Source organism: Amycolatopsis albidoflavus, assembly GCF_039525725.1.
GTDB classification, from domain to species: domain Bacteria; phylum Actinomycetota; class Actinomycetes; order Mycobacteriales; family Pseudonocardiaceae; genus Amycolatopsis; species Amycolatopsis albidoflava.
Genome location: NZ_BAAAHV010000006.1, coordinates 1 through 19,068, shown reverse-complemented (window position 1 = coordinate 19,068; position 19,068 = coordinate 1). Strand labels below are relative to the sequence as shown.

General features: G+C 69.1%; 16 protein-coding genes and 1 rRNA gene. 3 read left to right on the top strand and 14 right to left on the bottom strand.

What is annotated here, in order from left to right; translation table 11 throughout:
- Positions 1–32: 32 nt before the first annotated feature.
- From ABD156_RS08370 to ABD156_RS08345, 6 genes are all read right to left on the bottom strand, one after another.
- Positions 33–791, bottom strand: a complete 759-nt coding sequence (locus tag ABD156_RS08370) for an AfsR/SARP family transcriptional regulator (protein WP_344268644.1) — start codon at positions 789–791, stop codon at positions 33–35.
- 102 nt (positions 792–893) lie between these two features.
- Positions 894–2,345, bottom strand: a complete 1,452-nt coding sequence (locus ABD156_RS08365; RefSeq protein ID WP_344268641.1) for an eCIS core domain-containing protein — start codon at positions 2,343–2,345, stop codon at positions 894–896.
- A gap of 128 nt (positions 2,346–2,473) precedes the next feature.
- Entirely contained in the window at positions 2,474–5,329 is a 2,856-nt protein-coding gene (locus ABD156_RS08360; RefSeq protein WP_344268638.1) for a helix-turn-helix transcriptional regulator, read from the bottom strand.
- Between the two features lie 533 nt (positions 5,330–5,862).
- Positions 5,863–8,034, bottom strand: a complete 2,172-nt coding sequence (locus ABD156_RS08355) for a xanthine dehydrogenase family protein molybdopterin-binding subunit (protein ID WP_344268635.1) — start codon at positions 8,032–8,034, stop codon at positions 5,863–5,865.
- Positions 8,031–8,993 (bottom strand): FAD binding domain-containing protein, encoded by a 963-nt coding sequence (locus ABD156_RS08350; RefSeq protein ID WP_344268632.1) that lies wholly within the window; start codon positions 8,991–8,993, stop codon positions 8,031–8,033. The genes ABD156_RS08355 and ABD156_RS08350 overlap by 4 nt, the downstream gene beginning before the upstream one ends.
- The gene (locus ABD156_RS08345; RefSeq protein ID WP_344268629.1) at positions 8,980–9,432 is read right to left on the bottom strand and encodes a (2Fe-2S)-binding protein; all 453 of its coding nucleotides are present in this window, start codon (positions 9,430–9,432) and stop codon (positions 8,980–8,982) included. Before ABD156_RS08345 ends, ABD156_RS08350 begins: the two co-directional genes overlap by 14 nt.
- Positions 9,433–9,664: 232 nt before the next feature.
- Here ABD156_RS08345 and ABD156_RS08340 point away from each other — a divergent pair, with 232 nt between their 5' ends.
- Positions 9,665–10,216 (top strand): TetR/AcrR family transcriptional regulator, encoded by a 552-nt coding sequence (locus tag ABD156_RS08340; RefSeq protein WP_344268626.1) that lies wholly within the window; start codon positions 9,665–9,667, stop codon positions 10,214–10,216.
- A gap of 5 nt (positions 10,217–10,221) precedes the next feature.
- Here the strand turns inward: ABD156_RS08340 and ABD156_RS08335 are convergent, their stop codons facing one another.
- Both ABD156_RS08335 and ABD156_RS08330 read right to left on the bottom strand, forming a co-directional pair.
- Entirely contained in the window at positions 10,222–10,962 is a 741-nt protein-coding gene (locus ABD156_RS08335) for an alpha/beta fold hydrolase (protein ID WP_344269249.1), read from the bottom strand.
- A 134-nt stretch (positions 10,963–11,096) separates the two neighbouring features.
- Positions 11,097–11,738 carry a DsbA family oxidoreductase gene (locus tag ABD156_RS08330; RefSeq protein ID WP_344268623.1) on the bottom strand — a complete coding sequence of 214 codons (642 nt, stop codon included), beginning with the start codon at positions 11,736–11,738 and terminating at the stop codon, positions 11,097–11,099.
- Positions 11,739–11,811: 73 nt separating this feature from the next.
- Between ABD156_RS08330 and ABD156_RS08325 the strand changes: the two genes are divergently transcribed.
- On the top strand, positions 11,812–12,246 hold the full coding sequence (locus tag ABD156_RS08325) for a winged helix-turn-helix transcriptional regulator (protein ID WP_344268620.1): 435 nt from the start codon (positions 11,812–11,814) through the stop codon (positions 12,244–12,246).
- An 80-nt stretch (positions 12,247–12,326) separates the two neighbouring features.
- Here the strand turns inward: ABD156_RS08325 and ABD156_RS08320 are convergent, their stop codons facing one another.
- The 5 genes from ABD156_RS08320 to ABD156_RS08300 all read right to left on the bottom strand — a co-directional run bounded on the left by ABD156_RS08320 (position 12,327) and on the right by ABD156_RS08300 (position 18,162).
- On the bottom strand, positions 12,327–12,755 hold the full coding sequence (locus ABD156_RS08320; protein WP_344268617.1) for an acyl-CoA thioesterase: 429 nt from the start codon (positions 12,753–12,755) through the stop codon (positions 12,327–12,329).
- Between the two features lie 10 nt (positions 12,756–12,765).
- Positions 12,766–15,741 (bottom strand): bifunctional [glutamine synthetase] adenylyltransferase/[glutamine synthetase]-adenylyl-L-tyrosine phosphorylase, encoded by a 2,976-nt coding sequence (locus ABD156_RS08315; protein WP_344268614.1) that lies wholly within the window; start codon positions 15,739–15,741, stop codon positions 12,766–12,768.
- 30 nt (positions 15,742–15,771) lie between these two features.
- A complete protein-coding gene (locus ABD156_RS08310) occupies positions 15,772–16,902 on the bottom strand; it encodes an inorganic phosphate transporter (RefSeq protein WP_344268611.1) in 1,131 nt (376 codons plus the stop codon).
- Between the two features lie 94 nt (positions 16,903–16,996).
- Positions 16,997–17,746: a type 1 glutamine amidotransferase gene (locus ABD156_RS08305; RefSeq protein ID WP_344268607.1), complete on the bottom strand. Its 750-nt coding sequence runs from the start codon at positions 17,744–17,746 to the stop codon at positions 16,997–16,999.
- Entirely contained in the window at positions 17,743–18,162 is a 420-nt protein-coding gene (locus ABD156_RS08300) for a rhodanese-like domain-containing protein (RefSeq protein ID WP_344268604.1), read from the bottom strand. The genes ABD156_RS08305 and ABD156_RS08300 overlap by 4 nt, the downstream gene beginning before the upstream one ends.
- Before the next feature lie 126 nt (positions 18,163–18,288).
- On the opposite strand from ABD156_RS08300, the gene ABD156_RS08295 reads away from it, so the two are divergent.
- On the top strand, positions 18,289–18,726 hold the full coding sequence (locus ABD156_RS08295) for an Lrp/AsnC family transcriptional regulator (RefSeq protein WP_344268601.1): 438 nt from the start codon (positions 18,289–18,291) through the stop codon (positions 18,724–18,726).
- 121 nt (positions 18,727–18,847) lie between these two features.
- On the opposite strand, the gene rrf is transcribed toward ABD156_RS08295, so the two are convergent.
- Positions 18,848–18,964: ribosomal RNA gene (gene rrf, locus ABD156_RS08290) — 5S ribosomal RNA — on the bottom strand.
- Between the last annotated feature and the right edge of the window lie 104 nt (positions 18,965–19,068).

The following is a 19,068-nucleotide window of genomic DNA, read 5'->3' as shown; positions in this document are numbered from 1 at the left end:
AACGGTTCCCCGTCACCGCACCGTCACCCGGATCAGGCGAGCAACGCCCGCACACCCGGGCTGGGCCGCACGCCGAGTTCGGTGTGCAGCAATTCCGCCAAGGCGCGATAAGCCCGCACCGCTTCCCCGCGATTCCCCTCGAGAAGATGAACCCGGATCAGACAGCGATGCGCGCTCTCCCGCAACGGTTCGGCGTCAACCGCGGTGAGCGCGGCGTCGATCGCCTCGGAGAACCGGCCCGCTTCGCCGAGCCGTCCCGCCAGGCATTCCAACGCGTGCAAGCGAAGCTGCCGCCACCGTTCACGGAAGACGAACAGCCAGTCGTCGTACCAGTCCGGCAGCAAATCGGTCGACAGCAAACCGATCACCGGTTCGCTGTCGTCGGGAAGCTCCGCGTCGGCGGACGCGAGCGAACGCGCCAGGCTCGACGCGGCTTGCACGTCGACGGCCGCGGTGTCCGAGAGCGACAGTCGCTCGGCCGTCGCCTGCACCAGATCCCGATGCACCCGGCCGATCCGCCACAGCGTGGTGCGGAGGCTCGCCGCACCGTGTTCCTCCGACGAGTCCGCCCACAGCGCGTGCGCGACCTCGGCCCGCCGCACGGGCCGGTCTCGAAGCGCCAGATAAGTCACTAACCGTTGAGCCGCACGGGAAAGCGGCCGCGCGTCAGCCGCGCCGTCCACCGCGAAGGCCGGCAACGTCTGCACGACAAGCACCGACGCCGTTCCAGTTCCCTCTCCCGATTCGTAGTCCACCGTTTTCGCCCGCGAACCGACCATCCGAACCGACACCCCCTCGATCCACGGCAGCGTCCCCCGCGAGCGCTGCCGGTCGTACTCCGATGATCGTGACCGTGCCGCCGCCGCGCCATCCGTGCTACCACGTAACTTCGCTCACGGTCGTTCCCGCGCCCGCGTGAACGACCCTCCCGGACCTGCCCCGGCCAGCAGTCTCTGGTCCCGCAGGAAGGAAAGGAACTGGAGATACGTGCGCTGGTTGAACGCGTTGGCCGGCCAGATCTCGTCACCCGGCCGCAGCGCCGCACCAGCCATTCGGCGGTACCGCGCGTTGATCGCCTCGGAGACCCGGATGAACACCCCCACGTCCCCGATCGACGCGATCCGCTGCGACACCGGCACCCCCTGCGCTTCCCCGGCGAGAAACCGGTCGAGAGTGGTGCTGGTGATGACCCGGGCCAGATACCCGCCGAACTCGCGCCACGCCTGCTGCTCCGCCGGCGTGTACCCGGTGAGATCCCAGTTGGCCGAGTCGAATATGCCAATCACACTGCCGAACATCTGCGCCACCACACTGCTGACGCCCTGCGCGACCGCACCCGCCGTCTGCACCCCGGACGCCAGCCCGGTCGCGACGCGCTGAGTCCATGCCGCGACCGCCGGCGCGACCGTGTCCGTCACGCTCACGCCGTAACTGCCCGACGCTCGCGCGCCGGCCTCGGCCCCGAGACTGAACGCGGCCGCCACCCAGCCTTCCTCCCCCGAGAAAAGCCCGGTACTGACCGAAAACCCCACCCCGGCAAGCAGTTTCACCGCGACGTTGACGCTTCCGCCCGCATACGCGCCGGACACATTTCCCGCTCGGCCGGCCGGGCCGAGCCGGAGCGCGAAGACGATCGCTTCGCTGCCTCCCGCGGTCACGCCGACCCCGAGTTCGGCGTAACCGATGACGTCGGTCGTCACCTCGCCGGACTCGATGTTGACGAAGACCATCGTGTCCTGCCCCGCGCCCGCCCCGACCACCGCACCGGCATTGCCGGAAGCGCGCATCCCGATCGCGGCGCCGGTGATCGCCCACCCCAGCAACCTCAGCGGCGCGGACAACACCGAGACGGCCACCCGCGCGGCGCCGAAGATCCGGTTGCCGCGAAGATTCGTGACCACCGCCCGGGTGTCGGGCTCAGCCTGCCGGGCGACGCCGGGCGCACTGGCCCCGGACACCTTGACCGGCCCGCCGCTGACGACCGCGTCCGCCGCCACGTCCGCCGACCGTTCGAGCTGATGCCCGGCCGCCGGTCCGCCGCCGCGCCGCTGCTGGACGACATGCGCCAGTTCGTGTGCGAGGGATCGATTGCCGGACGCCGTACCGGGCCGGTATTCCCCAGTACCGAACACGATCCGCTCGCCCACCGTGTACGCCTTCGCGCCGAGCCAGGCCGCCGAATCGGCTGCCGTCCGGTCCGAGTACACGCGCACTTGGCTGAAGTCCTGGCCGAAGCGCTGCTCCATGAAATGCCGGATGTCCGGTTCGAGCGGGTTTCCTCCGCGCGCGGGCTCAGGCCCGGGTTCGGCCGGTCCCGGCGCGGGCACCCGGACGTGCTGCTCCATCGAGGACCCTCCCGATCACTGGACCACCGGGGCAGTGTCATCGGGATCCGTCACCGCTACGTCACCGTTTTTCGCGGCGACGGCCGGTAAATTCGGCATATTCCTTTTCCCCGCGACGCTGCCGTCGGTCAGCGAGCGCGCCGGTCGCGAACCCACTGCGCCAGCCGCACCCGGGATTTGAGGCCGAGCTTGCGGTAGACGTTGCGCAGATGCGTCTCCACCGTCCGCTCGCTGAGGAAGAGCGCGGAGGCGATGTCCGCGTTCGACAGTCCCTTCCCGACGAGCACGGTGATCTCCGATTCCCGCCGGGTGAGCGGCCCGGACCGCTGCGCAGGTACCGAATGCCCCTGCTTCACGATCCGCTCCGGCCAGGGCGCACTGCCGGCCGCGGTGAACGCCGCCGTCGCCGAGGACGCCATCACCTCCGCCTCCGACGGGTCCAGCAGTTCGGCCAGCTCCAATTCCGCTTGCGCGGCAAGCAGATTCATCCCGAACCCGCGAAGCACGGTCGCCGAACCACGCAGCCGGTCGACCGCCTCCGTCGCGTTCCCCCGGGCCGCCTCGGCGAACCCCTGCTGGCGGTCGGCGAGCGCGTGCAGCACCGGAGCGTTGCTGCCCGCCCCGCGAAGCAGGCCGACCACGCGGTCAGCCTCCGTCAGATCTCCCCGCTGCACCGCTGCGTATCCAGCGAACGACACTCGGAGACAGTTGAGCTGCGTGTCGCCGAACGGCAGCGTGTCGGTCAGCGCCGGGGCTTGTGCCGCGACCCCTCGCCGCACCGCCAATGCCGTCGCCGCCAGGTCGAACGCGTCCAGCAGATCGATCTGCGAAGGGTCGTAATGCCTGCGCGCGTCGGCCAGGTCCGCCGCTGCTTCATCAAGATGACCTCGTTCCGCACGGACAAACGCCCGTCCAGCAAGGGTTCGCCCCACCAGCCGATCCTGCCCGACCCGGCGCGCCTCGGCCACTGCACTGTCCATTTCAGACAGTGCGGTCCGGAGATCCCCGGAGAAGTACCGTGTGGTCGCAAGCATTGTCTGCAGATAACACGTGGCAGACGGCAGCCATTGCCGCACCGCCGGAGTACTGCTGACATCCGCGACCCGGATCGCCGTGACGAGATCACCGCGCAGCGTTGACAAACCGTTGAGCATCATCCGCGGAGCGAACGCGAGCCGCGGGCCTTCGTCGCCACAGCGAAGCGCAAGCTCCAGCGCACTGCGCAACTCCACGACCGCCGTCTCGACATCACCCGACAACGCCGCCAGCGCCCCGGCCCCGAGATGCGCGACCGAATGCGCCCCCGGAGTGTCGCTTGTGGACGGAAGCGCGACGAGTTCCTGCGAAATCACCGCAAGCTCCGGAAAATCGCCGTGCCGCAACGCGATAATCCAATGGATCAGCAACCGCGTCGGCGGATCCGTGTCCGGACGGCGACCGCTGGCCCTCGCCAGCCCGACCGCCGCCGGAAGGTTCCCGCGCTCGACTTCGAGCAACGCCTGCAAATGCCGCCACGCCCGCCGACGCTCGGTGTCCTGCCCACGCCGCTCGCTGAGCGCGACCGCGTCCTGCAACAACTCAGCGGCCTCGTCCAACCGGCCACGCCCCTGCTGCAATCTCGCTAAGTCGACAAGCAACGCCGGCACCGCGTCCGGCCGCGCATCACGCGCCCGCCGCAACGCGGCCGCGAGATACTCAGCAGCTTCGTCCAAATCCCCGACGGTCAGCGCCCGGGTTCCCGCAGCGCTGAACGCCTCGATCGCCCGGTCCACCGGAACGCTGTTCCCGCCGGCCGCGTAATGCGGCGCCGCCGCGACGGTACGGTCCGCGCGATGCAGCGCCGCCCCGATCGCCGCGTGCAGCGCCCTTCGCTCAGCGAGCAGAAGTTCGTGATAAACCGCCTCGGCGTAAAGAGGATGCGCCACCTGATAATGCGGCTCGACCTCCGACTGATGCTCAGTGACCAGCCGGCGCCCGACCAGCCGCCGCAACGCCGCGTGCAGCGCGGGCAACCCCATGCCGGAGACATCGGCCAGCACCTCCGGCCGCCCGTGCGTCCCGGCGACCGCGACCACCTCCAGCAGCCGCCGGTCCACCTCGCCGAGCCGGCTGATCTGCTCCCGCACGATGTCCCGGATCACCTCCGGCAACGGCCCGCACATCCGGCTCGCGACGAGATGCCGGGTCAGCGCGACGACGAACAACGGGAACCCGGACGCGCGCGCGGTGACCGCACGCAGCAACGCGAGCGGCGGCGGCGTGCCCAGGACGTGCTGCACCAGATCGCGCACCGCCTGGTCGGTGAGCGGCGCGAGTTCGAGCAGCCTCCCCGCCTGATGCCGCCGGGTCGCCTCCGCCATCGCGTCGAGCGCCTCGTTGTCGACGCCCGAGCGAAAACACCCGATCACGAGCAGCGGCAGTTCCTCCGCGTTGCGCCCGAGATAGTGCAGCAGTTCGATGGTCCCCCGATCAGCGCAATGCAGGTCGTCGACGACGAGCAGCACCGGACTACCGACGGTGAGCTGCCGCGTCGCCGCGAGCACCGCTTCGCACATCCGGGTGCGCTGCAGTCCCGGATCCCCGGATTCGGGTGAAACCGGACGCAGATCGGGGAACAATGCGCCGAGATTACCGGGCTCCGGAGAAAATCCGGCGGATTCACTCAGATGGCCGCGGAAAGCCTGGACGATCGGCGCGTACGAAAGGCCCGACAACAACGGGTCCGCGCGCCCCTCGACAATCGCGAATCCCTTGCCGCGAGCCGCCCCGATCGCCTCGGCGGCCAGCCGGGACTTGCCGATCCCCGGCTGCCCGCAGACCACGACCGCGCCCCCTCGCCCGGTGCCCGCGGCGTCGATCGCCCCTGCCAGCACAGCGAATTCGGCGTCCCGGCCAATCAGCGGAACGCCCGGTTCGGATCCGCGATACGAGCCGACCCCGCCTCTTCGAGGCAGGTCCGCACTCCCGGCCGGTGCTGCGTCCATTCGCCAGCCTCCCCGAACAAGTGCCCTCGAAACCATACCGCCCGAGAGCGGAAGCACGAGCGAATTTCTCACCAGGGGAAAATGGGAAGGAGAATCTGGCCGCTGACCTGCGGAAGCCGCATCCGGGCACGCGGGGCCAGACCTGCGCCGCACAGCTGAGGACAATTTTCCGGATGTGGGCAATGGGGTGAATGGGACCGAGGAGCAGTTCCGGCGACGGTTCGAGGGGCTCCGCGGAAACGGCGTGCGCGGCGATCTAGCCGGGTTCGGCTGTGCTGAGCGAACCGCCGGGTTCGGCTGTGCTGAGCGAACCGCGGAGGTCACCGCCTTCGTGGCCCGATGCCATGCCTTCGCCGCTGCTCCACGACCGAGCGCGCACACACTCCGGAACGCGCTGCCCGCCGCTCCGGGAACGCCTGCGCATGCACTCGCTTGCCCGGCCGCCGCCGAAGATCCACGGCACGGCAGCCCTCCGGTGCACCACCCCGGACCCCGGCGGTGGGGGCGCCCACACCCGGACGCCCCCACCGGGGTCACTCCACCAGCAGATCCTCAATCATGATCGGAATGCTCCGCACCCGAATCCCGGTCGCGTTGCACACCGCGTTCGCCACCGCGGCCGCCATGCCCACCGCGCCGATCTCGCCTACTCCGCGGGCGCCGACGGCGTTGTGCAGCGTGTCCGGGTATTCGACGAACTGCACGTCGATCTCCGGGATGTCGGCGTTGACCGGCAGCAGGTAGCTCGCGAAGTCCGCGTTCGCGAAGCGGCCGCTCGGCTCCACTTCCAGCCCCTCGTGCAGAGCCGCGGACACGCCCCAGATCATGCCGCCGGACAGCTGGCTCCTCGCTTGCGTCGGGTTGATGATCCGGCCGCCGTCGAAGACGCCCAGCATCCTCGACACCCGGACCTCGCGGGTCAGCCGGTGCACCCGGACCTCGCAGAACTGCGCGCCGAACGAGCTGAACGAATGCTTCGTCATCTCCTCGCCCGGGGCGGAGGAACCCTTGGCGGACAAGGATTCCCGGCCGATCTCGCGCAGCAGTTCACCGAACGGCATGGTGCCGCGGTTGCCGTGCAGCAGGCCCTCGGCGTACGTGACCACCTCGCCCTCGAACGGCGCGCCCGGTTCGGCGGCGAGCGCCACCAGTTCGTCAAGCAACTCGGTCGCCGCGAGCATGATCGCGGTGCCGGTGCTCGCCGTGGCGGTCGAGCCACCGGACATCCCGCCCGGTGCGTACCGCGAGTCGCCCAGGTGCGGGGTGACGCGTTCCGGGTCGATGTCGAGGGATTCGGCCCCGATGGTGGCCAGCACGGTGAGCAGCCCGGTGCCCGGGTCGGCCCCGCTCGTGGAGACGTCCGCGGTCTCGTCCGCGTTGAGCGTGATCTCGACCGTCGCAGGGAAGCGCAGCCCCGGGAACATCGCGGTCGCGGTGCCCATGCCGACGAGCCAGTCGCCGTCGACGTGCCCGCGTGGCGACCGGTTCGCCCAGCCGAACCGCTGCGCCCCGATCTCGTAGCACTCGTCGAGATGCTTGCTCGACCACTGCAGATCGACCCCGGGCGGAGCGAGCGAACTGTTGCGCCTGCGGAGTTCGATCGGGTCCATCTCGAGCGCGATCGCCAGTTCGTCAACAGCGCTCTCAAGCGCGAACGACCCCGACGCCTCCCCCGGCGCGCGCATGAACGTGCCCGGCGGAATGTGCAGCGGCACCATCTTCTGGCTGATCGACAGGTTCTGCGTCGCGTACCACTCGCGCGACGTGCCGTGCGACGTCGGCTCCACAAAGGACCGGCTCATCGACGTGGCGGACCAGGAATCGTGCTGCACCGCGATCAGCGTGCCGTCGCGGTCCGCGCCCAGTGCCACCTTCTGCACCGTCGCCGGCCGGTTCGCGGTCGCCGTGAACACCTGCTCGCGGGTGAGCGCGCACTTCACCGGCCGGTCCAGCGCCTTGGCCGCGGCCGCGGCCAGCATCCCCGGAGCCGAGGTACCCGCCTTGCCGCCGAACGCCCCGCCCACATACGGGTTCACCGCGTGGATCGCCGACGGCTCGATGCCCAGCACGCCGGCCATTTCCATGGCCTGCAGGTGACTGGCCTGGTTTCCGCTGTAGAGGGTGAGCTCGCCGCCGTCCCACTTCGCGACCGCCGAATGCGGTTCCATCGCCGCGTGGTTCTGCGTCGCGGTGCGGTACGTCTGCGAGACGACGACCGGGCTCTGCGCCAACGCGTCCACAATAGACTCGACACCGTCGGCGAGCACCTCGATCGACGGCGCGGCTCCCCGGCTCTCCGGCGCGTCCTCCGCAGTCGCGAGCCCGTCCTCCATCGACGTCTGAGCGGGCTTTTCCTGGTACGAGACCTCGATCAGCCCCGCCGCGTCCCGCGCCTGCTCGAACGTTTCCGCCACGACCAGCCCGATCGGCTGCCCGTAGAACACCACGTCCCGGTCGTGCAGCGGCAGCCACACGTCCCCCATCAGCTGCGACTTGAACGGGTGCAGTTCGAGCGGGTCGAACGGGCTGTAGACGCTGACCACGCCGGGCGCGCCCTTCGCCGCGGTCACGTCCATCGCGGTGATCTCGCCGTGCGCGATCGTGCTGAGCACGATGTACCCGTACAGCATGCCCGGGAGAGTGCGGTCCAGCGCGTAATCGGCCTGGCCGGTGACTTTCCGCGGACCGTCCAGCCGCGCAGTCATGCCCGGCTCCCTTCGGTCAGTTCGAGCAGCGCGCGGACGATCGTCCGCTTCAGCAGCGAAGGTTTGAATACGTTGCCGGACAACGGCTTTGCCCCGTCCACCGCGACCGCGGCGGCAGCGGCGAAGGCTTCTTCGGTCAGCTCCGCGCCGCGCAGCGCCTCTTCCACGGCGGGCAGCCGCCACGGCACCGTCCCGACCCCGCCCGCCGCCACGCGCGCGTCGGCGATCTTGCCGTCGCGCACGTCGAGCGCGACCGCCGCCGAGCACAGCGCGAACTCGTACGACTGCCGGTCGCGGATCTTGAGGTACGTGGAGTTCTCCGCCCAGTCGAGCCGCGGCACGCGCACCTCGGTGATCAGCTCGCCGGGACGCAGGTCGTGCTCGATTTCCGGGGTGTCGCCCGGTTCGCGGTAGAACTCGGTGAGCGCGACCGTCCGGGTGCCCTCGGCGCCGGCCAGCACGACCTCCGCGTCGAGCGCGACCAGCGCTACCGCGACGTCGCTGGCGTGGGTGGCCACGCAGGAGTCGCTGGTGCCGAGGATCGCGTGCATCCGGTTGACGCCGGAAATCGCCGAACAGCCGCTGCCCGGCGAACGCCGGTTGCACGGCATGGCGACATCACGGAAGTACGAGCACCGCGTGCGCTGCATCAGGTTGCCGCCGATGCTGGCCATGTTCCGCAGCTGCTGCGACGCGCTGAGCAGCAGCGCGCGGGAGATCGCCGGGTACACGCCGGGATGCGCGGCGATGTCGCCCATCCGTTCCAGCGCGCCGAACCGCAGGCCGTCGGCGGTGTCGATGCCCCGCAACGGCAGGTCGTTGATGTCCAGCACCTGCTGCGGGGTGAGGACGTCGAGCTTCATCAGGTCGACGAGGGTGGTGCCGCCTGCCAGGTACGTGCCCGCGCTGCCCAGCGCGTCCTCGACCGTGGCGGGTGCGGTGAGCTCAAACGGTCGCATCGGCCTGCCTCGCCTGTTCCACGGCGCGCACGATGTTCGGATAAGCCGAACAGCGGCACAGATTTCCGGACATGAACTCGCGGACGTCGGACACGTCGTCGCGCACCGCGGCGACCGCCGACATCACCTGACCGGACGTGCAGAACCCGCACTGCAGCGCGTCCTGGTCCACGAACGCCTGCTGCACCGGGTGCAGTTCGTCCTCAGTGGACAGTCCTTCGACGGTGGTGACGGGACCGCGCACAGCGGCCGCGAGCGTGAGGCAGGACAGCACCGGCTTGCCGTCGACGTGCACGGTGCAGGCGCCGCACTGACCGCGGTCGCAGCCCTTCTTCGGGCCGGTGATGCCGAGCCGCTCGCGCAGCGCGTCCAGGAGGGTCACTCCCGGCTCGACGCTGACCTGTTCGGTTCTTCCATTGACTTCAAGGGAAATGTCCACAGTAGGGTTCGCTTTCCCGCAGCCCGTCCGCGGCGGACGTCCTGCGGCGTGATGGTGGTGGTGACGGCCCTTCGGGAACACGAGCCGCCGGGGTAAACCGGATATTCATCCGCTTGGCTCGCTTTGAACGAGGCTAGCGGATTAGAATCCGCTACGCAACGAAGTGGAGCTGCTCCAGGTGAGGCTGGAGCGGCTCCAGGTCAGACAAGGCGAAGCAAACGCGGGAGGCGCGATGCCGGTGAGCCCGCGGCGGGCGGACACCCGGCGCAACCACGAACGGATCCTGGCGGTGGCCGCGGAAACCGTGAGCCGAGCGGGAGAAGTGTCGTTCAACGCGGTCGCCAAGGAAGCGTGCGTCGGCGTCGGCACGGTGTACCGGCACTTCCCCACGCCGGAGTCGCTGGTGCTGGCCGTCTACGAGCGCGAGGTGAACCAGCTCGTCGAGATCGTGCCCGAATTACTCGCCAAACATTCCCCCGATCAGGCGTTGCGCGTCTGGATCGTGGACCACCTGGCGCACTACATGATGACGAAACGCGGGCTGGCCAACGCGTTGCGCGCGTCGCAGAGCGAACTGCCGACGCAGGCGTACGCGCGGATGATCGACGCACTGGACACCCTGCGGAAGGCGAACGCGGAAGCGGGCACGATCCGGCCGGACCTGAAAACGGAAACGCTGATGCGCGGCCTCGGCGGGCTGTTTTTCCTTACCCCGGACGGAGATTGGAAGGCGGAGACCGAAGGAGTGGTCGACCTGGTGTGGCACGGAATGCGACTGGACTGACCGCGTCAGGCCTCGGCGAGAGCTTCGATGACGGCCCTCGCGCTGGCTTTCGGATACGCCGTCGGACCGTTGTGACCGCCGGGCCAAGTGGTCAACGGCAGGTCCAGTTCCCGGGCCAGTGCCTGCGCGCAAAGGCAAGTCCACAGCGTGCCGGACTTCTCGCCCGCGCCCACGATCACCCGGTCTCGATGCGTGCGAAGGGCCTCGATGTCCAGGCGGTAGTCGCGCGCGGCGCCGAGATCGTGTTCAAAGTAGAACGACATGTCCTGGAAGAACTGCGGCGTCACCACGAATTCCGGGGCATCGGCCTCGCGCTCGGCCGGATTCAGGCCGATCAGAGCCGCGAGTTGCTGCAGCGCCGGCACGGTGCCGTCAGTCTGAAAAGTCTGGGCCAGGCGCGCGATCCCGGCGTCTGTTTCTTCCCGCGCCGCGCCGCTGAGCAGATGAGTGTCCGGCGGTTCGTGAGCGACCAGCTTCACGACGTCGTGCGGGTAGCGGGCCAAGAGATCCAGAGCGATCAGACAGCCGATGCTCGTGGCGAAGAGGAAGACGCCGCCACCGCCGAGCGTCTCGATCAAGCTGTGCAGGTCATCGGCATGCGTCTGGATCGTCGGAGACGGCGCGCCCGGGGCGAGCGGGCTGCGCGAGATGCCGCGGCGATCGTAGGAGACCACCTCGAACCGCGGCTTGAGCATCTCTCGCATCGGATCTGTCTGATGTGCCTGACCGGCTCCGCCTGGCACCATCACCAGCACCGGACCTTCTCCGGCTGTCTGCCCGCGAAGAGTGCAGCCGTCGAGTGACACTTGCAATGAGCTTCCCACCATGAACGCCCCCCCCAAGGCTCTCTGACCAGGGTAGCGCTGACCAGCCCGCCGGATCAGGCCGCGACGGCTCGGCGGAGGGCGTCGAGATAAGCGGCCGAGGACGCGGCTCCGGAAACCACGAACTGACGGTTGACGATCACCGTCGGAACGCCGCTCACGCCGAGCGCCCGTCCTTCGCGGTGGTCATCCCGGACAGCGTCCGCGGAACCGTCGCTGTCGAGCAATGCTTGCGCGTCGTCCTTGTCGAGCCCGGCGTCGACGCCGAACTGCAGCAACGAAGCATGGTCGGCGATATTCGCCCCTTCGCCGGTATAGGCCCGCATCAGCCGTTCGCGAAAGTCGTTCCCGTGCCCGCGGGCCTCCGCGAAGTGCGCGAGACGGTGCGCGTCGAACGAGTTCACCAGGAGCGCGTCCCGCATCCGATAGCGCAACCCCAGCTCCGCGGCCAGCTCGCCGACCTGGTCGACCGCGGCCTCCGCGTCGGAGAGGCTGAGCCCGAGGTCCCGTTCGAGCCTGCGCGGGATGGTCAGGTCCGGCACCTTCTTTTCGTCGGGGTGCAGGTCGTAACTGCGCCACCGGACGCGAACGTCCTCAGCGCGCTCGAATTCGGACAACGCGACCTCGAACCGCCGCTTGCCGATATAGCACCACGGGCACAGAAAGTCGGACCAGATTTCGACCGCGATCTTCGTCATGCCGCAAGAATAGGGATCCCTGCGCCGCACTGAAAAGCACTGACAAGCACTGACAATTTGGTAAGGTCCATTCGTGGATGCGACCAGCCCTGGACGAAGCCCGGCCGCCGCGCCGCTGGACGCGACGTTCCGCAAGGACTGCCCCGGCCGCCCGCTCTTCGAACAGGCGACCAGCCGCTGGGGCCTGCTCATCCTCCTGGCACTCGCGCCGGGCGCGCTGCGGTTCGCGCAGCTTCGCGACCGGATCGGCGGGATCAGCGAGAAGATGCTGACGCAGAACCTGCGCACCTTGGTGCGCGACGGACTGCTCGACCGCACGGTCGAAACCGAGACGCCGCTGCGGGTCTCGTACTCGCTCACCGCCATCGGGCACGACCTGAGCGGACGGCTGCGCGGTCTCATCGACTGGAGCGAGCAGCACGGCGAGGAGATCTCGGCCGCCCGTACGCGGCACGACGCACGGACCCCGCAATCGGCTTCGGCAGGAAAGCGCGCGACCACCGTATAAAAAAGATCTTCGAGAAATACTCATCCGGGGAGACGCGCGCTTTTACCCGATAGATTAAGCCGCTATTGACATTCCGCAGATCATTCCGAAGTGGACAGCACCTTCAAATCCACCCCAGCCCGCTCGAAATGCCCCCGCGGATCCGGCACCAGCTTGCGCTTCTCCAGATCCATCAGCCCCAGCGTGCACTTGATCTCGGCCGACAGCGTCCCGTCCAGCTTCACGATGCGCGAGGTCATCCAGAACACCTTGCCCTCGCTGAACGACGCGTCGCAGGTCACGTCCACCTCGTCGCCGGCGCGCAGTTCCCGCCGGTAGACGATGTTCGATTCGAGCAGCACCGGCGCGAGACGCGATTCGTGCAGGGTGTTGCCGCCCGCTGCCTCGAAGACTTCCAGCCGGGAGACCTCGCCGTACGAGTGGTACACGGCGTGGTTCAGGTGGCCCAGCGTGTCGAGTTCGTAGTGGCGCACCTTGATCCGGGTGCGGAACGGTTCGCGGTCAGTCACGCAGCCCACGTTAGTTGTCGTAGAAAAGTTCCTCGACCACCGCGTGCGCGTGCCTCGTCACACGGCGGTAGGCGTCGAGGAACTCGCCAGGGTCGTCGTCCACCGAGTAGCCGAACACGCGCGCCACTGCGGCGAGGTCGCGGCCGGTGCCGGGCACCTCGTCCGCGGCCTTCCCGCGCACCAGCATCGTCGCGTTGCGCACGCGCGTGGCCAGCAGCCAAGCCTCGCGCAACGACTCCACCGACTCCGCGGGCGCGAGACCCGCTTCGGCCAAGGCGGTCAGTGCGTCGAGGGTCGACGTCGTCCGCAGGCCAGGCACCTCGTGTGCGTGCTGCAACTGCAGAAGCTGGACGGTCCACTCGACGTCGGCGAGACCGCCTCGGCCGAGTTTCGTGTGCCGCGTCGGGTCGGCGCCGCGCGGGAGGCGTTCGGTCTCCACCCGGGCCTTGATCCGCCGGATCTCGCGCGCGTCCGTCGGGTCGAGCCCGCCCTCCGGGTAGCGCAATGGGTCGATCATCTCGATGAACCGCTGGCCGAGGTCCTCGTCGCCGGCGACGAACCGGGCCCGCAGCAGCGCCTGCGACTCCCACACCTCGCCCCAGCGCTGGTAGTACGCCCGGTACGACTCCAACGTCCGCACCAGCGGCCCGCTGCGCCCTTCCGGCCGGAGATCGGCATCGACGACCAGCGCCGGGTCCGCGCTCGGCGCGCCGAGGATCTTCCGCACCGTCTCCGCGACCGACGAGGCGAACCGCACCGCTTCGGCGTCCGGAACCCCTTCGGCGGGCTCGCAGACGAAGAGAACGTCGGCGTCCGAGCCGTAGCCCAGTTCCGCTCCGCCGAGCCGCCCCATGCCGATGACCGCGATCGTCGCCGGAGTACGTCCCAGCTCAGCCTGCCGTTGCCGGTAAGCCGCCGACAACGCGCCCTGCAGCACCGCCACCCACACGCTCGACAGCGCTTCGCAGACCGACGGAACATCCAGCAGTCCCAACAAATCCGCGCACGCGACACGCAGCAGCTCATGCCGACGAAGCGACCGGGCAGCGGTGACGGCGGCGCTCAACCCAGGCTGACGACGTACGGCGGCCCGCAGCGACGTCGCCACTTCGGCCGGAGTACGTCCGGTCAGCCGCGCCGGATCTCCCAGCAGCTGCAGCACTTCCGGTGCGCGGACGAGCAGGTCTGGCACCAAATTCGACGTGCCGAGCAGGAAGGCCAAGCGCTCGACGACAGTGCCCTCGTCACGCAGCACGCGCAGGTACCAAGGCGTGTCCTGAAGCGCCTCGGACACCTTGCGATACGAGAGCAGCCCGCCGTCCGGATCCGGCGTGTCGGCCAGGCAGTCGAGCAACACCGGAAGCAGCGCCTGCTGAATAGCCGCGCGCCGCGAGACCCCCGAGGTCAGCGCCTTGATGTGCTGCAGCGCCCCTTCCGGCGCGGCGTACCCGAGCGCGGCGAGCCGGCTGGCGGCCTGTTTCGTGGTGAGCCGCAACGCTTCTGTCGGCACATTCGCGACCGACTGCAGCAGCGGACGGTAGAAGACCTTCTCGTGCAGCCGCCGAATCCCCTGCGCGTGGCGGCGGAACTCGGCCAGCAGCGCCTCGCCTTGACTACGCCCGCGAACCGGCCGAATCCCACAGGCGCGCGCGAGAATCCGCAGCTCATCAGTGTCCGACGAGGCGGGGAACAGGTGCGTCCGCCGCAACCGGCGCAGCTGCAGCCGGTGTTCGACGGTGCGCAGGAACTCGTACGACGAGCTCATCTCCGCCGCGTCCGCGCGGCCGACGTACCCGCCATCGCCGAGCGCGGCCAAAGCCTCCAAAGTGGACGGCGAGCGCAGCGCGGGATCCACCCGGCCGTGCACGAGTTGCAGCAGCTGCACCGCGAACTCGACGTCCCGCAGCCCGCCGCGGCCCAGCTTCAGCTCGCGTTCGAGATGCTCCGACGCGACGTGGTCCTCCACCCGCCGGCGCATCTGCTGGACCTCGGTCACGAAGTTCTCGCGGTCCGCGGCCGACCACACCATCGGCGCGACCATCTCCGCGTACTGCCGCCCCAGTTCGACATCGCCCGCCACCGGACGCGCCTTCAGCAAAGCCTGGAACTCCCAGGTCTTCGCCCATTTCTGGTAGTACGCGGTGTGCCCTTCGAGCGTGCGCACCAGCGCACCGCTCTTGCCTTCCGGCCGCAATGCCGCGTCGACCTCGAAGCACGCGTTGCCGACCAGTCGCATCATCGTGCTGGCCAGCCGGGTCGCGACGCTGAGATCACCCGCCCCGACGAAGATGACGTCGACGTCGCTCACGTAGTTCAGCTCGCGACCGCCGGTCTTGCCCATCGCGATCACCGCGAGCGTGCCTTCGGCGGACGCGCCAACCTCCTGCTCGGCGACCACGAGCCCAGCCTGCAGCGACGCCTCGGCGAGGGTGGTCAGCTCGCTGGCGACGTCGCGGAACTGCGGGTGTTCCAGCCCGGGCTCCACGAGGTGGCCGAGGTCCGCAGCGGCAATGCCGAGCAGCAGTCCGCGATAGCCAGCACGCAACTCGTGTTCGGCCGCCGTCCCGGTGAGGTACGTTCCGTCGTCCTGCCGAACCCGCTCGAGCAGCCGTTCCGCGAACTTCGCCGGATCGGTGCAGCGGTTGTCCGCGAGACAGCGCCACTCACCGGGATTGGCGACCAAGAAGTCCGCCAACGCGGTGGAAGTGCCGAGCACGCCCAGGAGCCGCCCGCGGAACGTGCGGTTCTCGCGGAGCGTGCTGTCCAGCTCAGGCCAGCCGGGTTCGTCAGCCTCGCGGATGCGGTCGAGCCCGGCTAGCGCGAGGTCGGGATCGGCAGCGCGAGACAACGCAAGGAGGACGTCCGCGGCACCGTCGGCTGGTCCGCCCTCGGTCCACCAGCCCGCTGCGCGCAGTTGACCGTCGGCCCGGGTGTCAGTGAAGCCGTACCTGGCCGCCGAAGCTGTGGTCCGCGCGCGCTCTGCCATCGCTCACACCGTAGCCGGACACGGGGTGGTTCAGGCAGCCAGGCGGTCCGGTTCGGTATCGGCGGCGGACGGTTCGGGGACCTGGAAGCTGTGCGCGGTGACGGGTTTGCGCCGCGACAGGAGGTAAATCCCGGCTGCGAAGAGAATCCCGGCGACGCCGACCGCGATGGTCCCGGCCTCGCCGAGAGACGCGATCTTGCCCGCCGCCGCACCTACGACAGCCGCGGCAGGCAGCGTGAACAGCCAAGCGACGACCATCCGGCCCGCCATCCGCCAGCGCACCGGAGCCTCGCGACGGCCGACGCCGGAGCCGACGATGCCGCCCGAGCACACGTGCGTGGTCGACAGCGGGAAACCGAGGTGCGAGGACAGCAGGATCACGACCGCGCTGCTGGTCTGCGCGGAAAAGCCCTGCGGACCTTCGATGTCAGTGAGGCCCTTGCCGAGCGTGTGGGTGATCCGCCAGCCGCCGAGGTACGTGCCCAACGCGAGCGCGGACGCGGCGCTGATGATCACCCAGACGGGCGGAGCGGACCCGGCAGGGAGACTGCCAGCCGCCACGAGCGTCAGGGTGATGACGCCCATCGTCTTCTGCGCGTCATTGGTGCCGTGCGCGAGCGAGACGAGAGACGCGGAGATGATCTGTCCAACCCGGAATCCGCGCCCGCCGCGCTTGCGGACCAGGAACCGGTAGACGAGGAAGGTGACCGCGGCCGCCGCCACTCCCGCGATGAGCGGGGACGCGGCGGCCGGAACGAGCACCTTGTCCACGATCTTGGCGAAGTGCACGGAATCCGCGCCGGCGGACACCCAGGTCGCGCCGATCAGGCCGCCGAACAGCGCGTGCGACGAACTCGACGGCAGGCCGACGTACCAGGTGAAGAGGTTCCAGACGATCGCCCCGATGAGCCCGCCGAACACGATGGCGGGCCCGATCCTCGTCTCGTCGACCAGACCGCTGGAAATCGTTTTCGCGACCTCGACCGACAGGAACGCGCCAGCCAGGTTCAAGACCGCGGAGATCGCGACGGCGACGCGGGGCCGGAGTGCTCCGGTGGCGATCGAGGTCGCCATCGCGTTCGCCGTGTCGTGGAAGCCGTTCGTGAAATCGAAAACCAGCGCCGTGCAGATCACGACGACGACGAGCAGCGAGGGGTCCACCCCGACCTCCGAACCCTACGGAAATACCTCTCGCAAGGTACCTGACCGTTTGGGTGAACCGTTAACTCGCCGTAAGTGATTCCGACGTCATCCGTTAAGCCAACGGCAACTGGCGTTGACTTTCCGGAGCCGCCTGTAGCTGACCGGCGGCCAACTGGACGAACCGGCGCGCGAACGGACGCCACGTCTCGGCGATGTCCGCGTGCGCAGAGATCAAGGTGTCGCTGTCCAGCGCGCCCGGACGGGTGAGTTCCGCCATTTCCGGCTCCGCCTCGGCCCAGGCGAGGACGACGTCCGGCGTGGTCTCGATGTGGAACTGGACACCGTAGACACAACGGTTCATCCGGTAGGCCTGGTTCGCGTACTTCGGCGTGGACGCGAGCAGCTCGGCACTCGGCGGCAGAACGGTGATGACGTCGCGGTGGAACTGCAGGACATCCGGGAGGAACGGCATGTCCGCGAAGAGCGGATCGATCCACGCGGCGTCCTTCTTGGACACCAGCCCCGGCCCGGCCTCGGGTCCGGCCTCGCCCTCCGCGACCTGCCCGCCGGTCGCGACGGCGAGCAGCTGCGCGCCGAGACAGATCGCCAGCGTCGGCACGGCCTTCCCGGCCGCGGCGGCGAGAAGCTTCCGGACGTCGATGAGCCACGGGTGCCGGGAGTCGTCGAGCGCGCCCATGCCGCCGCCGAGGCAGATCAGCCCGTCGTAGCCGTCGAGACTCGCGGGCAGGTCCTGCTCCGGCGGCAGCCGCACGTCGAGCTCCGCCCCCGCCTCGGTGAGCCACTCCCCGAGCGGGCCGAGCGGGTCAGTGGCGTCGGGCTGGATGATGAGCAGACGAGTCACGGCGTCCAGGGTACGGCCATGCCGGCCTCCGTCGGATAGCCGTGGGCGAGCCAGGTCGTGATGCCGCCGGAGAGCCGCTTCACCGTGAAGCCGAGCCGCGCGAGCCGGTACGCGCCTTGGGTGGCGGCGTTGCAGTAGATGCTCTCGCAGTAGCAGACGTAGACGAGGTTCCGGTCGAGGTCACGAGTGCCTTCCTCGGTCATTTCCCGGTACGGCAAGCAGATCGCGCCCGGCAGGTGCGCTTCCTCGTACGCGCCGGGGCTGCGGGTCTCGACCAGGACGTAGCCGTCGGTGCGTCCGTCCGCGAGGTCCAGGGCGAGATCGACCGGATCGACCTCGAAGGCGAGTTCCCGCCCGAAGTACTCGACGGCGTTGACAGGAGCTTCGAGGGGAAGGGAGAGGATGCGAGGTTTCACGCTGTTGATCCTCCCGTTCCGCCGCGGTCGGGAGACAGGGGAAGATCCAGGTGTGCCGCCGTCTTCACCAGGGTTTTCCAGGTCTGGACAGCAGTTAGCCTTGAGTCTCGGGAAGGGGTGCCGCGAGTGGATCTGGACGACGTTGATCGACAGCTGCTGGAGCTGCTCCAGCACGACGGCCGCCTGACGTTCTCGGAACTAGGCCGCCGGGTCTCGCTGTCCGCGCCGGCCGTGACGGAGCGGGTGCGCCGGCTGGAACAGCGCGGGGTGATCACCGGCTACGGCGCGCGGGTCGACCCGGAGAAGCTGGGCCGTCCGATCCAGGCGATGGTCCGGGTCCGAGTCCGCAGCCTGGACGGCCCGCGGTTCCGCGAGACGATCCTCCCGCTGCCGGAGATCACCGACGCCGACCACGTCACCGGAGACGAGTGCTGGCTGCTCCGGGTGCACTGCCGTACGACGGCGGAGCTGGAGCAGTTCGTGGAGCGGGCCCATCGCTACGGCGAGACGACGACGTCGCTTGTGTTCTCTTCTCCCGTTCGGAGCCGCGGGTTGCCGCTGTGACCTGGATATGACGAAGGCCCGAACCCCGGCGGGGGTTCGGGCCTTGACGGGCCTGGAAATGAGTCTGGGCCCCGGGAAAACCTTTTCAGGTTCTCGACCGGGGCCCAGACTGTTTGGTTAAGTTCGGCGGTGTCCTACTCTCCCACAACCCTTCGGTTGCAGTACCATCGGCGCAGTCAGGCTTAGCTTCCGGGTTCGGAATGGGACCGGGCGTTTCCCTGACGCTAAAACCACCGAAACACTCCGAAACAACACACACCACCCACCTGTCATGGTGGGGCCGGTGTGGTGTTTCAGAACCGTAGAGTGGATGCGAGCGATCTTTGTGGGCAAGTCCTCGGC